Source organism: Aminobacter ciceronei (assembly GCF_014138625.1).
In the GTDB taxonomy this organism is placed as follows: domain Bacteria; phylum Pseudomonadota; class Alphaproteobacteria; order Rhizobiales; family Rhizobiaceae; genus Aminobacter; species Aminobacter ciceronei.
Window position 1 is genome coordinate 1 of the sequence record NZ_JACJHY010000043.1, and the last position, 14600, is coordinate 14600.

At 60.8% G+C, this 14600-nt stretch carries 10 protein-coding genes; 3 read left to right on the forward strand and 7 right to left on the reverse strand.

The window, feature by feature from the left end; genetic code table 11:
• Nucleotides 1–293: 293 nt before the first annotated feature.
• Nucleotides 294–1640, reverse strand: coding sequence for a tyrosine-type recombinase/integrase (locus tag HNQ95_RS29380; protein WP_154385834.1), 1347 nt, complete (start codon nucleotides 1638–1640; stop codon nucleotides 294–296).
• Between the two features lie 313 nt (nucleotides 1641–1953).
• Here HNQ95_RS29380 and HNQ95_RS29385 point away from each other — a divergent pair, with 313 nt between their 5' ends.
• Complete coding sequence (locus HNQ95_RS29385; RefSeq protein ID WP_182575873.1) at nucleotides 1954–2328, forward strand: hypothetical protein; 375 nt, start codon at nucleotides 1954–1956, stop codon at nucleotides 2326–2328.
• A gap of 19 nt (nucleotides 2329–2347) precedes the next feature.
• On the forward strand, nucleotides 2348–2737 hold the full coding sequence (locus HNQ95_RS29390) for a thermonuclease family protein (RefSeq protein ID WP_182575874.1): 390 nt from the start codon (nucleotides 2348–2350) through the stop codon (nucleotides 2735–2737).
• 403 nt (nucleotides 2738–3140) lie between these two features.
• Here HNQ95_RS29390 and HNQ95_RS29395 read toward each other — a convergent pair whose 3' ends face one another.
• The 3 genes from HNQ95_RS29395 to HNQ95_RS29405 are packed head-to-tail and all read right to left on the reverse strand — an operon-like array spanning nucleotide 3141 to nucleotide 4472.
• Entirely contained in the window at nucleotides 3141–3458 is a 318-nt protein-coding gene (locus tag HNQ95_RS29395) for a hypothetical protein (RefSeq protein WP_182575875.1), read from the reverse strand.
• Between the two features lie 3 nt (nucleotides 3459–3461).
• Nucleotides 3462–3854 (reverse strand): hypothetical protein, encoded by a 393-nt coding sequence (locus tag HNQ95_RS29400; RefSeq protein WP_182575876.1) that lies wholly within the window; start codon nucleotides 3852–3854, stop codon nucleotides 3462–3464.
• A 12-nt stretch (nucleotides 3855–3866) separates the two neighbouring features.
• Entirely contained in the window at nucleotides 3867–4472 is a 606-nt protein-coding gene (locus HNQ95_RS29405) for a glycoside hydrolase family 108 protein (RefSeq protein WP_182575877.1), read from the reverse strand.
• A 116-nt stretch (nucleotides 4473–4588) separates the two neighbouring features.
• On the opposite strand from HNQ95_RS29405, the gene HNQ95_RS29410 reads away from it, so the two are divergent.
• A complete protein-coding gene (locus HNQ95_RS29410) occupies nucleotides 4589–5260 on the forward strand; it encodes a class I SAM-dependent methyltransferase (RefSeq protein ID WP_182575878.1) in 672 nt (223 codons plus the stop codon).
• On the opposite strand, the gene HNQ95_RS29415 is transcribed toward HNQ95_RS29410, so the two are convergent.
• From HNQ95_RS29415 to HNQ95_RS33850, 3 genes are all read right to left on the reverse strand, one after another.
• Complete coding sequence (locus HNQ95_RS29415; RefSeq protein WP_182575879.1) at nucleotides 5257–7398, reverse strand: right-handed parallel beta-helix repeat-containing protein; 2142 nt, start codon at nucleotides 7396–7398, stop codon at nucleotides 5257–5259. The two genes, HNQ95_RS29410 and HNQ95_RS29415, sit on opposite strands and share 4 nt — an antisense overlap.
• 264 nt (nucleotides 7399–7662) lie before the next feature.
• The gene (locus HNQ95_RS29420; protein WP_182575880.1) at nucleotides 7663–11901 is read right to left on the reverse strand and encodes a hypothetical protein; all 4239 of its coding nucleotides are present in this window, start codon (nucleotides 11899–11901) and stop codon (nucleotides 7663–7665) included.
• Nucleotides 11888–14587: a hypothetical protein gene (locus HNQ95_RS33850; RefSeq protein ID WP_246341041.1), complete on the reverse strand. Its 2700-nt coding sequence runs from the start codon at nucleotides 14585–14587 to the stop codon at nucleotides 11888–11890. Before HNQ95_RS33850 ends, HNQ95_RS29420 begins: the two co-directional genes overlap by 14 nt.
• Between the last annotated feature and the right edge of the window lie 13 nt (nucleotides 14588–14600).

Below are 14600 nucleotides of genomic sequence, written 5' to 3' on the forward strand. Positions count from 1 at the left end.
CACCCGCTACGACAAGCGCGACGACAACTTCCTCGCTTCCGTCCAGCTTGCTTCAATCCGCATCTGGTTGCGTAGTTATGAGTCGGTCACCTAGCAAGGTCTGATCGGCCCGTGGGGGCGCAGAGGCAACCCCTACGATCTCGACTTTAGGGAACTGGGCTCTCTGCGCCCACCAACTGGATGTTGCCTATGACGATTCAGCAATTCAGGCGTTGTATATCTGTAGAAGATGACGAGTTTGAATTATTTTGAGGTAGGCAGTTATATATTGCACAACAGAAAATCATTATTGGCTACGCTGCACGCGCTTCGACGTCGGCAGTCTCGTTTGTCACGACCTCAGAAAACAAGCGTGAGAGAGCGGCCTGTCTTGCCGTCCGATCGAGAGCGTAGGAAGTTCGCTTAAACTGCACGCCGTCCAGCAGTCCATCGATGTAGCCCGCGATTGTGTCAGCCGCCATGATCAGTGCAGTATCAATGGTGTGGATGTAGCGGCTCGTGACTGTGCTGCGAGAATGACCGAGCAACGCGGCAACTGTGGCTTCCGTAAATCCAAGATCGTTGGCGATGCTGGCGAAGCTGTGGCGGAGCACGTGGGGTGTTATGCCCTCAAGCGTCGTCCCCTTGAGAACCTTTTTCCAATATTTTGGAAAGCCACCCAGCGATTTGCCCTCGGCCGTTCCTGGAAAAACGAACGTGCCCGGTTCATCAGTCCTAAGACCATCAGTCAAATCCAGAACGGACAGCCCGACCGGCCTTACGGAGGTTCCTTCCTTGCTGTCTTCAAATCGAAGGCAGCTATTTTCCTCATCCACCTCCGCCCATTTCAGGCTCAGCACTTCGCCTCTCCGACATCCCGTAAGGGCGAGAAACCGTATCACTGCGACGGAAGTGCCCAAGGCGACATTCTTTCGAGCCCTCTGCAAAATCACTCCGAGTTCGCGATACTCCTGCTCTGTCAGATGGCGATCTTTGATACGATCGGCCTGCTTCTTGACGCCGTGGGCTGGGTTCTTCTCAATAATCCCTTGTTCAATTGCGTATGTGAAAATGCCGCCGAGCAACCCTAGTGCACGGGCGGCTGTTCCGGCTCCACCACGAACAATTGCGCGACCTCGCGCCTTCGTTTTCACATTGGCCTTGGTCCGTCCGGCCGTGACGTCCCGGACGAAGCGGTTGACGTCGGTGGAAGCGATGTCCTTGACGCGACGGGTGCCCAGAAGTGGGACGATGTGACGGCGAATCCGGCTCTTGTCGATCGTCAGCGTAGATATCTTCTTAGGTCGGCGCGCTTTGCCTAGGATCAAGCCATTGTCAGCATCTTCGAGATATCGCTCACAAAGTTCCTTCACAGTGATGGCTTGGTGATCGAGGCGCCGTTCCTCGGATGGGTTTTCGCCCTGGGCGATTCTTCCGAGAAGCATTCGAGCTTCACGACGGGCGGTCTCGGGCGTCCATACGCCGTGAATCCCAATCGTATAGCGGCGGGTACGGCCGGCGGCGCGGTACTGGACGAGGTAGCTTCGTTTTCCTGACCGAAATATGCGTAGTCCAAACCCGGGCAACTCGTCGTCCCAGATGAAATAATCCACACCACGTGTTTCGGTGGCATCGACAACGCGCTTTGTCAGTCTGGCCATATGTCGCCTTCTTGCACCTTCCCGCCTGCTTCCGCGGAAGCGCCACGGAAGCAGGCAGGAGAAAATCTCGACCTGTCATAGCCTACAAAATTCGGCGCTGGTGTCAAAATAAATACGTAGAATCAAAGTGATAGAGAGCTACGGCGTGCAAAGAGAAACGTTGATGAAAGCTGTAAAATTTTCCTCCGAAGGCAGAGGTCACAGGTTCGAATCCTGTCGGGTGCGCCAATCTTTTCAATGACTTGTGATGTTTGATCGAGCTTGGCGAAATTGCCAACTCACCACACGCTCACCATTGAAGAGTAGGCCGCTCATGACCTTCAACACACCGCGTCAGCGCATGAGCGACAAGCGCCGGCAGCACATCTTTTCCGAGAACTGCACCGGCCACAACGTCGCGCCCTGTTGCCTCTGCGGTCGGCCGATCCACCGCCACAACGACCGGTGGATCGTTGAACACAAGCGGGCCCTTGCCCTACTCGGCAAGGACGTCAACACCAACTGCGGGCCGGCTCACTATAACTGCGCCCAGGTGAAGACCCACACCGAGGACTTGCCTCGCATCAGGAAGGCCAAGCGTCAGCAAGCGATGAACGAGGGCACCAAAGAGATATCGCGCCGCTTCGCACGCCCGGCAGGCATGGTCTATGATTGGCAGAGGCGCCGGTACGTGCAACAACCAGCGTAGCGATCCGGGGGGATTTCCTATGCTTACGCTCATAGCGGCGACGGTCATTTCGTGCATGCAGCTCAGCGCGGTGGATGGCGACACCATCAAGTGCAACGGCCAGAACATGCGCCTGATCGGCGACGGAGTTCCGTTCAAGTCGGGTATCGATACACCGGAGACAGGCGGGCTTGCGAAGTGCGCCCGCGAACGCATGCTTGGCAAGGAGGCCAAGAAGCGGCTGGCCGAATTGCTGCGCGATCCTGGCGGCGTGCGCATCGAGGACACGGGTCAAGTCGACGACACCGATCAGCGCCGGCCGCTCGTGCGCGTCAGGCTCGGAAACGGCAAGCTGGCTGAAAATGTGCTCTTGCAGGAGGGCCACGCCATCCGCTGGCGCCCGAAGATGAAGCGGCCATGGTGCGGATAATCAGTCGGCGGGCAATGCTTGCGATTCCGGTTGCGCTGATCGCCTCACCGGCGCTCGCTCGGCGAGGCGGCAGAAGTCGAGGGATAGGTGGAAGCCGGCAGGGTATAGGCGGCTCTGGCGTCCTTGCAGTCGTCGTGTTTGGATCGTTCATATCCTGGCTGATCTATCTGTTCATTCGTCGAAAGCCGCCTACGAGTGATCCTCGAAAGCCCACGCCTATGCGCAAGATTTCGGGAAAGCAGCAAAGAGCGATCGGGAAATCGATCCGGCGGCACCAACGTCGAACTGGCGCATAACGCAAAAAAAGCCCCGCGACCTTGCGGCGGCGGGGCTTGTTGCCTGAGGCGGGAACTCAAACAATCCCGCCAGCGCCCGATGAAGGCGCATTGTGTTCGAAGTTGGATCACCCGGGCGGCATGCCCTTGAACCTTCGGATCACCACATCAAAAGCGATATCGGAAATCCACATCGCACACACGCCAATCAAGAACGCGGTCGCATGCGTGGCGGCGGGATCGTCCGGCAGCGGCCAGTTGATCGATCGCAGATAGTAGACCGTCGGCATGGTCAGATACGCCGCCGCGATTGCGCCGCACACTGGCGAGGCGAACATTTCCCGCAGCTTGTAATGCCGATGCGACAGCGCCCGCAGGACGCCGCCGAAGAGGCCGGCCGCGAGCACGGAAGCTTTGATGCCCAAGATGTCAAAGAAGTCCTGCATGCCTTATGCTCCCACAGGCTTCTTGGCGATGAACCGCCCATAGAGCGCCCACACCGAACCGAAGAGGATGGTGACGGGGGCGACATAGAGCGTAGGCGCATCGGGGACGCCATTCGTCCATAGCTCTGCGAAGAGGGCCGCGGCGCCGAGGAATGAGGCGACAGAGCCCTGTGCAACGCGAGACTGATAGGCGGGCTCGCTGTTGGTTGAATGCTGCTCTCGCGCTTCGAGTTCGCGTCGCACGGTGTCGGCCACCACTTCGCGAACTGCCGGCACGTCCTGCGGCTCAAGCGAGATTTTCGGATTTACCGCCACCTTGTCGAGCACCCGCCCGATGACGGTTTCAAGCACCTTGCCGGCGATCAGCGGCCCAAGGAAGTTCTGTTGCTGAGACATGTCTATTTCCTTTTACGAGAAGAGCCGGGAGAGGACGCGGGACAGCCAGCCACGCGTTGGCTCAGGTGCGGGCGCTGGAATGGGTGCGGGAATAGGAGCGGGTTGCGGCGCGGCCAACTTCAGCGCGTCGGCCCGAACGCTGGAAACGCGAGCGGTCCAGCCGTTGCCGAATGTCGGCCAGGTCTTGAGCCCGCGCAGGAACTTCATGCGCTTGTCGCAGAGGTCATTGATGACGGTCGCGCGCATCATGGCCTTGGTCGCGGCGATGGTGGCCGGGCCGATCCGGCCGTCTTGCACAACACCGACGACGCCCTGCAGATATTTGGCCGCCCTGCCCGGCCCGCTGTTCACGGCAAAGTCGAAGACGGCGTAATCGACGCCGTCGGGCAGCTCGGCGCCATGCACGGCGTCCCAGTAGAAGCGGCGGTAGACCGTGGCCAACTGCTCGTCGGTGATCCGGCGCAGATCGTCCTTGGTCGCGTCCGGCTTCACGTATCGGCGGAAGTTCGCCAGCGTCACCCCCTTCATGGTGGCGCCGCCAGGGTCGGCCGGATGGTCCGACCAGCCCCCTTCATGTTTCAGGACGAGCGTTAGCGCCCGCGCGAAATTGCGGTCCATGTGATGCTCCATTGTGGGTGTTGGCCGGCGACGGGAGAATTGCCCGGCTCAGATTGAAATTCTCAAATCGCCCCGCTACGAGTGCGGGTAGTTCGACCGTCGATCAAAAAAGGGCGATGATGACCACTCTTGACCACTTCCATGCGATGCAGGCGCCGGCTCCTTATATTCCTGTCCATCGCTTCGACGGAGCGGCCATTGATGACTTCCACGCGCATCTACTGAACGCCCCCCTGGAAGAGGGCTCGGTCAAGATTGCCATGCCGATCAAAGGTTCACTGAGGCGAGAAGATGCAGCAAAACTGTACGAGCTCGCCTACTTTGCCGAAGGCGACGTACTGGACATTGGCACGAATAGGGGGCTCTCAGCATCGATCTTGAGCAGGGCACTGGCCGATACAGGGCGTAAGGTTCTGTCCGTGGATATGGACCCAAAGCTTTCAGGCATCGCTGCCAAGTCTTTGGCGCAACACGACCACACGAACGTTGAATGCAACGTCAGTGAAGCCGGGGCATGGCTTGAAGGGCTGCGCTCTGAGGGAAGGAAATTCGGCTTCGCCTTCGTCGACCACAGCCACCAGTACGAGCCCGTTCGAGCGGTATCATCGCTGTTGCGCGATGTCCTCCTGCCCGGCTCGTACGTGGCGTTTCATGATTTCATCGACCACCGGAACGGCAAGGCAGATTTCCCCGATTATGATGTCGCGCGAGGCGCCATCGATGGAATGGGCTCAGATTTCCTGGCTGCCGGTTGCAGTGGCTGCATGGGCGTCTTCCGTCTGGCCTAGCCGGCCAGGGCGTCGATCCTCACACCGATCTTAAAGGTTGCGCCAACTGTCGCGCTGGCCGTCGAAACGCGCGCCCTGACATTAACGTTGGTGGCGTCGACACCGTCGACCTGCAAAAAGGCGATCCCGTGGTCGGCAACTGCGGTTTCGCGCAGGAACGTGAGGGCTACATCTTGCAGGGCCGGCGTCACTCCAAGGCCATGGGGGATCACAGCGGTTTTGCTCCCTGTGCTGTCCAGGGTGAGAGACCCGCTGATGAGATTGGCGCTGGTCTTGAAGCCTTCAAGATTTCTGATGATCGTGTTGGTCCCGGAATTTCCAACATTTGCGCCGTTGCCATTGGCGCGCCCGCCGATGATCTTTGTTCCATCAGCCGCGCCGTCGATCAGGAAGCCGTGGCCGACGTTGCCGATTGCTTGACACCCGATGAACTGGGTTCCGTCTGCCGTCGCCCTGAAGCCACGGAGCGTGTTGTTCAGTGCCACACACGCCGTAAAGATTGCCCCGTCGCCTTCGTATGGCGCACTTTCAATGGTGTGAAAGCCCTCGCTAGCAGTGCCTTCGCAGGTAACCTGAGAGACGCGGCAGCGCAACTCTCCGACCTGGACGCCACGATGCCCGCCTGAAACGTAACCGTCCGAAACAACGACGTCGCGGGCAAACACGTTGACACCGAGGCCAGTTGCCGCCGCCCCCATGCGGATATCGAAGCCTTTGAGCGATGAGCGATGCGCGCCAAAACCCATAGAATCGAGCAGTTCGCCCTGCCGGAAACGCACACCGGTTCCGTCAGCAGGAGCGCCACTGATTGCTATGTTCGAAATATGCACCGGGCCTCGACAGTCGATGCCGGCCTGGGTTGGTGAACCTACGGTGTCGAGACCGAAATTAACGACCGTCACGTCGCTGATGAAGTTGGCGCGATTGATGTCCTCGAGGTTCTTGAAGTCGATGCCGTCGCCGCCGGTATCCTTGATCAGGCCGCGCGTAATGGTGACGCCGGATATTTCACCGCCTTGCGCCCCGATGCCATAGTGATAGGCATCGTGGACGTAAAAGTCCTGGATGACGAAGTTGGATGCCCAGTCCAGCCGGATCCCGTGACCAGCGTTCTGGTTTGTGCGATTTCCGTCGATCTCAAGACCGCGAATGCCCCCACCGGTAAGCAGAGAGGCACCGCCGTCGACACTGATGATGTTGCAGTTCTGGTTATTGGCGAGCCTGATGATGCTCGCACCCGCCCCATCGCCTGCCAAGTAAATATCGTTTGTGCTCACCATGATGGCTACAGTGGCTGTCGACCCCTCCGACACAAGGTAGCTGCTAGCAGGGAAATAGACGGTCCCGCCCCCGATGGCTGCCGCTGCATCAATCGCGGCCTGAATGGCGACAGTGTCGTCCGCTACACCGTTGCCAATTGCGCCAAATGCCAGGACGTTGAACCATGTGCGGGAGAGCAAATAGCCGCTCGCATCTTGTTTGATGACAAGTGTCTTGCTGGCGTCACCGGGCTGAATGGCTGGCAGGTTTAAGCTCGTCGCGGCGGCTTCTGCCGCAGCCTGCGCCGCCTGCGCAGCTAGAACGGCGGATGACAGTTCGTTGAGCGGGAAGACCACCTCAAAGCGAGCCCCGGTGAAGAACAGTACAGCCTGCCTTCCGGTCGTGAATTCGGTCGCCCCAACGTCGGAGCCGTCGCCGTATTTCACAGCATAGGTGCCCACACCCGCGACATTGATCGTGGTCGCGCCGCTGTTGTCAGCCGTGGGCGTCACAAGGTAGAGGCGGTTTGCCTGAAATCCTATCGGCTGGGAAACCACGACAGCGTTGCCCGTTCCGCCCGTCACCGTGAGCTTATCGACAGCGGCGCGGCCGAACAGCCGGCCATAGGTCATTGGCACCCAGGAAGCCCCGGTCGCGTCCCATTCCTTCAGGACAGCAGGATCGAAGTTCTTGTCCAGCCAGAGCTTGTCTGTTGCCGGTGCGACGGTGCCGTCGACCATGTTGCTGAACACGCCGGCCGCGCGCAACGCCGACAACACCAGCTCGGACACCCTGACATATTTGCCAGTCTCGCTGGTGAGCGTCGTTCCGGTGAGGAAGAAGCCCCAATGCAATGAGTTGTCAAATTCTGTGGCCATGTTTTATCCTCAACGGAAGGCGGCCCGCCGTGGCGAGCTGTTCAGGTCGGTTTGGGATGGGCTTTCAATGGGTAAACCCGCAGGGAAACTTGAGCTTGCTTGGCTTCATCTCAGGGATGCGGCCCCGTGGGGCGGCGTCTTCCTGGCGGTGTTCTTGGCAGCGTTTCTTTTCTTGATCGTCGCGGGCGCAACCGGTTTGATGCCAACGAAGTGGGGGCCTGGTGGTGACTGCGGTCCTCGGGGTATGACCCTGGCCGACAACTGCTAGTCGGCCAGTTCCTTCAGGGAAGGCTCGACACCTTTGAAGCCGCTCCATTCGTCCATATTGAAGCCGCCTTCGAGGATCCAGCGCCAGTATGGCAACGTGGCAAACGGGATCATTCCTGTTGCTCGCCCAACGTCGGCCGGCGAAACATCGAGGTCGCCAGACAGCCCCCGAGCCGGAACACCCAACAGTTGCGCCGCATCCGTGCCCAACTGAAATGAAGGGCCAAGGAGTGCGCCGAAGGCGTCACGGTTGGCATATCGAGATGCCGGCTGGCGGCCATCGGCGCCGGGCACCGCGAGACGTCCTGTCGCTGAGGCGAGCGCAAAGAAGCCCGGCCCGCCAATTTTCTCCCACGTGTTGTTGATCTCCATGCCGACAGACAGAATGCCCGAGCGCTCAAAACCCTCGGCAATCCATGTGCCCGGGTTGTTTGAAAGCTCCCGGCCGCTCTCCTTCTGCTTGAAGTAATAAGCGGCCATTCCCAGCGTCGACATTCCAAGGATGCCGGTGACCATCGAGCCGGGCCCGTCCTGAAGACCTCGCATCAAAACACGCTGGTTCGAGGCAATGGCAAAAGTCTTGAATTGGAGCAGTGCCCGGCCTGTCGGGGTATGAGCGAACAGTGGGACATCGGCCACGCTTTTGGTGACGATGATGCTGTCGACGTCCTTGTTGAGGCCGCCGGCGAAGGCGCGGCGCGCGCCTTCGTCGTCCCATCGCTCGATGCCGGGAATGTGGACGTTGCCGTCGACTTCGCCGAACTGATCGAACTGCCTGGCGATCCGCTCAGCCATGTGTTCGTCGATGCCAAGGAAACCCATGTAACGGCGCTCGTCTGGGTCGAGCTTGGCATAGTCGCCGAGGGCGGCGTTTTTCAGGATACGGTTCTGCACCAGCACCGACGCAATGGACTTATGCATGTCGTTCCACCACGACAGCAGCGACATGCGTGAGAACAGCGTCCCCATGTTGTCGATCAGCCGCTCAAACGGGCTGTTCTGTGCATAGGGATCGGCGAGTTCAGCCATTGTCGCAATGCGCGACTGCGTCATCCTCTCTGTCACTGCACCCACCGTCTTGGCATCGGCAATCGAAAGCTTTACCGCGTCGAGATTAGACAACAGCGGCGCGATGCCTTCGCTCATGTACCGGCCCAGACCGTGGACCATTGCCGGCCGCACGGCATCCGTCACCGAAGCAACGAGAACGCCGCCAAGCTGGCGGATGTAGTTGAACGTGCCGGCTGCGCGCAGCGCGCGGGCATAGTTCGTGTGCTGGCTGTCGACCTTGTACTGGCCGCGCAGCAGATCGCGGACGCTGGAAAAGTCCTCAACGTCGCTCTTCTCGCGGTTCTTGAGCCTCTTGAGTTCCTTGGCCTTCGCGTCCGCGCCCAGGTCGGAAGCTTCGACTTGCTCTCGCAGTGACCGGTAATCGTCCTTGAGACGATCGATCTGGGCCTGCAGCGTCGGCTTGCCGGGGCCACCATGGCGCTGATCCATGCGCGTCAACTCGACGTCGGCCGCCATGACGCGGGCATAGCGCCGCGCGATGAGCTCAATGTCGTGCTCCAGGAACTCTTCGATGAGGTGGTCGGGGATGTTGAAGGTGCGTTCCTTCAGCGGCCCGCGCGACGACATCACCATGTCATAGGACGGCATGCCCTGATTGGCCCGACCGGTGAGCTGGTCAAAGATATCGTCGACAATCCCATTCACATAATCGGCCCGGTCCTGTGGCGAGACAAACTCGGGGATCTCCTGTTTGACCTTCGGCACCATCGGTTCGAGCTTGTCAGCCTTCACCTTGAGCCCGCCGATGTCAGCCTGCATCCGCTCAAGGTCAACCGACTTGGCGGCCAGCTCGGCCAGCATGTCATCGTTGGCCTTGCCTTCGGCCTCCATGCGCTTCAGCGCGTCGACGCGTTTGCGCAACGAGCGCTCGGCCAGCTTTGCCTTGAACAGGTCGCGCTTGGTCGTGGCATAGTCGACGACGAGGCTGACACGCGGCGAGGCGTTAGCGAGGTCGCGCACCCCGTCTAACTCTAGCTCCAGCTTGGTCAGGCCCTCGCTCAACGTGCGGGCTTCCATGGCCGAAATCTCGCGTTCATTGACCAGCTTGTCGCCGGCCGCGTCGAAGTCGGCGAGTTCGCTTTCGAGCCGGGAAATCCGGCTGTCCATGCCATCGAGATTTTTTTCGGCTCCAGTCACGCGATCGATGAAATCGCGGACTTCCTTGACCGACGCATTCGGCGGCAGGCCGACGTCTTCCAGCCACTTCGCGGCCACCTTGTCGAGGTTGTCGAGCAGTGCGGCTGCAGCATCTTCGTCGGCGGTGCGCAGCGGCACCCCAGCCAGTTCGCCGCGGATCGCGTCAAGCACAGCGTTTGCGTCGACATAGCCGGCCCCGTCGCCTGGCAGGTTCGCAAACATGGCGTCTTCAGCCTGGACGAAGTTGTCGAGGTCGCCGATGCCGCCTTCCTTCCTGAACATGCCAGGATGCGTCTTCGGGGTGACGTCCATTGCCCGCAAGGCTTGGTCGAGCTTGGAGCCGATACGGACACCGCCCTTGCTCCTGATCAGCGCCAGAACCGGGCTGCGCTCGCCGAAGGACTGCTTGCGGCCTGCGGCGCGCTCGGCTTTGCGGACTTCCTTGACCGCATCCACCATGACCGCGTTTTCGTCCATGTTCCGAAGGCGCTTCACCAGATCGGCCGGCGCGCGCTCTTTCAGCACATCGAGGCGGGTCTTGCGCAACCCTTCCAGCGAAGCGGCCTTGCGATCACGAATGCCGCGCCGTTGGGTCAGTCGATCTTCCAGGCCTTCGAGCCGATCGGTCGCTTTGGTCAGCGCTTCACGCTGCTTGTCGGCATCGACAATCTTGTTGCCGATCCGGATCTCGTCCGCCTTGAACTCGAGTTGCGCAAGCTGCTCATCAATCCATGGGCCAACGATGCTTTTGAAGCGGGCTTCACCGGCATTCAGCCGCGGCGAATTCCAGATGCGGGTCAGGTAGGAGACTGCGGTTTTGACGTTCACGTCCGCCGGCAGCAAGCCGACCTCGATTGCCGCCTGCTTCAACGGCTCGAAAAGCCTTTCGCGCCAGACCGATGCAGCCTTGCTGATGACGTCGTTGTCGCCGACGTCACCCCGGCGCATGGCCTTGCTGACTGCCGTCCGGAACTCTTCAGGCGTCATGTCGAAATCAGCTGTCTTGCGCGCTTCGGCGTAGATGGCCTGCGTTTCCTCCAGGCCCTTGGTCAGCGCGCCCCGGTCCCAGTATTTCACGGCGCTTTCGACGGCCAGGTTGCCTTCGCCGCGCACATTCTTTTCGAGGTAATAGCCCGTCTCTGCGATATCGGCCATGTTCGCGCGATGCACCGCCGACGGGCTGTGAGCTGCACGCGTCAGTGGGTTCAGTTGCGCAGTAGCCTTGCCCACCGCCTTGGCGCCCTTGGCAATGTCATAGTCTTCAAGCACAGGCTTTTCGACCGCAGCAGCGCCAGCGCTCTGCCCCTCAGCCAAGCCAGCCCGGAAGTCAGCCAGCGCCGCGCCGTCGTCGTCAGGCTGTGCCCTGACATGATCAACCGAGGCCAGCGCTGCCTTACGTTCGGCGGCAGAGAACAGCGCGCCGACGCCGGAGCCGAGCAGCGTGCCCAGAACCGCACCGCCGCCAATGGCAAGGACGCTTTCTTCGAGAGGCCGCGTCTCCTGTGTCGCCTGCAACGCGAATTCCGACACACCAGCACCAAGCGCGCCGGCAAGGCCGGTTGAGACAGCGGTCCGCGCGATGGTTGCACCAGTCGTCGCGCCCTTCACCAGAGCGCCGCCCGGCAGCAGGGAAGGCCAATCGAACAATGACACGCCAAACTGCGCTCCCACGGCAGTCCATCCGCCAGCATCGAGAATGCGCCGGTCTTCCCGCTCCATGTCGATCTGGCTTTTCAGCGCCGTGAAGGCTCGCCGATTGAAGACGCCGGCGAGCCGGTCCCAATGCTGCTCATAGGGCGTGCCCTGGATTTCGCTCCAGACCTCTTCGCCGGTGAGCCCGTCTCGCGTTGCCCGGTCAATCCCGGCCATCTTGTTGTTGCTGGCCGACCCGATGGTGTGGTCTTGCCGCCAGGCAGCGCCCAAGATTGTCATGGTGTCCGGGGCAATCTCCGGCTCTTCTGGGGTGTAGTCCAGCGCACGGAAGGTGCCGAGCGCCGGACGTTCATCGGGATACTCAATCTGCGGCATCGTCACCCCACACAGCTTTGTCGATCGTGCGCTTTCGCGCCATGCCCGGACTGTCGGGCAGCGTCTTGGGATCAATGATCGGTCCAGGTGCTGCCGGCACATCAGACGGCTGGCGACGGATAGTGGCTGCTTCCGACCGGCCGAGTTCGCGTGCACCTTCTGCGGCTCGCGCCTTCATCCAGTCAGGACCGACAGTTTCATCAAGAGCACGGGCAGCAGCAGCCTCGCCAGCGCGTTCGGCGTCGTTGGCCGCGTCATTGCGCCCACGGGTCGCTAGGAAGCGTTCCTTGGCCTCGCCTGCGGCCTTGTCGCTCAGTTCCTTGATCGTGGCAGGCGTGACACCCCATGGCGGGCCAAGGACTTCATCGTACTGTACCTGGCCGCCCTCGGTGTATTGATAGAACAGGCGATAGCGTGGTGGCCTGCCTGCTTTGACTCCGCCGGCCTCAATGTCGGCGCGGGTCTTGTCACTCGCCAGGATCGCGACGTTCTCGACTTTCCGGCCGAACTTGGCGGCGTAGTCGCTGGCGGTCTTCATGGCATCTTCGCGCAGATAGTCCTGCGTGTCGCCGATTGCCGGATAGTGCAGCTCGGGCGGCATACGCATCAGGTTCGGCTTGCCCGAAATGTTGCTGACGTTCCAACGGGTCTTCAGGTCGGCGAGTGCTGCCGCCTTTGCCGAACCAGCATCGCCGCCCATCTCGTAGAACTTTTCTTCGGCAATCTCTCGGTACTCTGTCAGTAGGCCGACTGGATGATCGGGAATGATGCCGGCGCCAGGCTCCGACGTGAAGATGCTTGGGTCATACATAGCAGTCACGTCAGCAACCGTGAGGTCTTTGACGAACTTCTGAAGCTCCGGCTTGAGCACTTCCCGTTTGGCCTTCACCGCCGGATCGGCCATCGCGATAATGCGGGTCGCTGCTTCCTCGCCGCTGAGGCCCCGGTCGTTGACCAGGTGCCGGAATACGGCCAGCTTGTCGCGCGCCTGTGCGCCGCCTTCGAAAGCCCCGAACGAGATGGGCGCAATACGCTCGACGGCGTCGGCCGCTGACATGGCTTTCGCGAAAGTCGCCGGATCGGTCGACGCCACACCCTGGCGAACCATGGCCTGAACGGTCTTGGGGATGTATTTGGTGCGGTCGATGAAATCGGACGTGATGGCCTGTTGCTGGTCAGCATCTTCGGCCCGGGCGATCAACTGGTCGTAGGTCTTGTCGGCAACCTTGGTCTGGTCGTTGTCGAACGAGTTCACCGAGACGTCGCCGCTCGCCATGGCCTTGATCATGGCATTGACGTCGCCACTGTCTTTCTGCGCGGTGCGCAGAGCTCCAATCAATTCGGCCTTGTCGCCGTTGTCGAGCGTCGTGTCGGCTAGGATGACACTCTCCCGCACCTGGTCGGGTTCGGTCTTGATCAGAAGGCTGTAGTTGTCCTTTGCCGCCGCGCGCTCCTGCGTGACCTGCTGGCTGTATTCCGTCTCGCCCCATGAGGCCAATTGGTCACGGCGGTCGTGCGGGATCGCGTCGAGATCAGGGTCACCGGTTGCGGGCGTGTAGGTTCCGCCCAACAGCGCTGCAGCCTTCTGCTTATGGCCCTCCATCTGGAACTTGACCTTGTCGGCAACCGTGCCAGGCGCGCCGCCGGCCTTATAGTCCGAGCGGTCGTATCGCCCAGGTGCGCCGGCATTGATCGCCGAATAGATGTCGATCAGCCCCATACCCGGCTTGACGCCGGCATCGCGCAGATACTGGCCGGCAGCAGCAACCTGCTGCTCGATCGGCATGTCTTTGGTGACGCCATACTTCGCAGCCTGCGGCTCGCCCCACTGGATCAGCCCGCGATGGGTGCCCCATTTGGTGGTCGGCCCCTTGATCCATGGGTCAAACGTGCCCCCGGTTTCGTAAGACATGACCGTCGCGAGGTCGACAGGATCGATGCCGAGCTGCTCCGCGGTCTGCTGGATGGCGCCCGCAAGTCCCTTCGTGTCGACCTTGATGCCCTTGATGTCGCGGATTGCCGTCTGTGGATCCTGCTGAAACTTCCAACGCCATTTGCTTTCGGCTGCATCGGCCTCCCACTTCTGGCGGCGTTCAGCCTTCCACGGCTCCGGCATGTTCGCCGAGTTGATCGCCTCGAGGCCCTGGCGCTTCAAATCCTCGAAGCTGGCGGCATTGTTCTGGATCTGGGTCCGATAGGTACTGAGGTTGGTGTTCGTGGTGCGGTCGTAGTAGGCCGACTTCGTGGTGTTCTCGAAGTTGTTGGCCTTCTCGAACAGTGCGTTGCCACGCGACAGGATGTTGTTCAGGTAGCCCGTCTGGGCGTCCTTGGTCAGGCCTTCGAAATTGGCTTTGGCAAAATCGTTGGCGCGCTGCTGGTGGCCTTCCATGAACTGGCGCGTGAAGCCGATACCGCTTTCCGAGCTTTCTTCGCGAGCCTTGAGGAAACGCTGTTCCTCATCGGCGAGAAACCGCGTCAGGCTGGTCGAGACGGCATTCGAGCGGTCGTTGGCGACGTCGATCTTCTCACGGTCGGCGAGGTCCAACAGGTTGTAGCTCGCCCGCACGACGGCCTGTCCGGCATCCTGCATCGCAGCGCCGACCATGGGCGTCGGCCCGGAATTGGCAATGCGGCCCGAACGCGGGTTATTGTACGCGACGTCTCGGGCGGTAGGAATGTTCACCATGCGCTATTCACCA

Excerpts from the sequence above, each read along its gene's own strand:
- HNQ95_RS29380 (WP_154385834.1), bottom strand. The coding sequence starts at position 1,640 with ATGGCCAGACTGACAAAGCGCGTTGTCGATGCCACCGAAACACGTGGT.
- HNQ95_RS29385 (WP_182575873.1), top strand. The coding sequence starts at position 1,954 with ATGACCTTCAACACACCGCGTCAGCGCATGAGCGACAAGCGCCGGCAG.
- HNQ95_RS29390 (WP_182575874.1), top strand. The coding sequence starts at position 2,348 with ATGCTTACGCTCATAGCGGCGACGGTCATTTCGTGCATGCAGCTCAGC.
- HNQ95_RS29395 (WP_182575875.1), bottom strand. The coding sequence starts at position 3,458 with ATGCAGGACTTCTTTGACATCTTGGGCATCAAAGCTTCCGTGCTCGCG.
- HNQ95_RS29400 (WP_182575876.1), bottom strand. The coding sequence starts at position 3,854 with ATGTCTCAGCAACAGAACTTCCTTGGGCCGCTGATCGCCGGCAAGGTG.
- HNQ95_RS29405 (WP_182575877.1), bottom strand. The coding sequence starts at position 4,472 with ATGGACCGCAATTTCGCGCGGGCGCTAACGCTCGTCCTGAAACATGAA.
- HNQ95_RS29410 (WP_182575878.1), top strand. The coding sequence starts at position 4,589 with ATGATGACCACTCTTGACCACTTCCATGCGATGCAGGCGCCGGCTCCT.
- HNQ95_RS29415 (WP_182575879.1), bottom strand. The coding sequence starts at position 7,398 with ATGGCCACAGAATTTGACAACTCATTGCATTGGGGCTTCTTCCTCACC.
- HNQ95_RS29420 (WP_182575880.1), bottom strand. The coding sequence starts at position 11,901 with ATGCCGCAGATTGAGTATCCCGATGAACGTCCGGCGCTCGGCACCTTC.
- HNQ95_RS33850 (WP_246341041.1), bottom strand. The coding sequence starts at position 14,587 with ATGGTGAACATTCCTACCGCCCGAGACGTCGCGTACAATAACCCGCGT.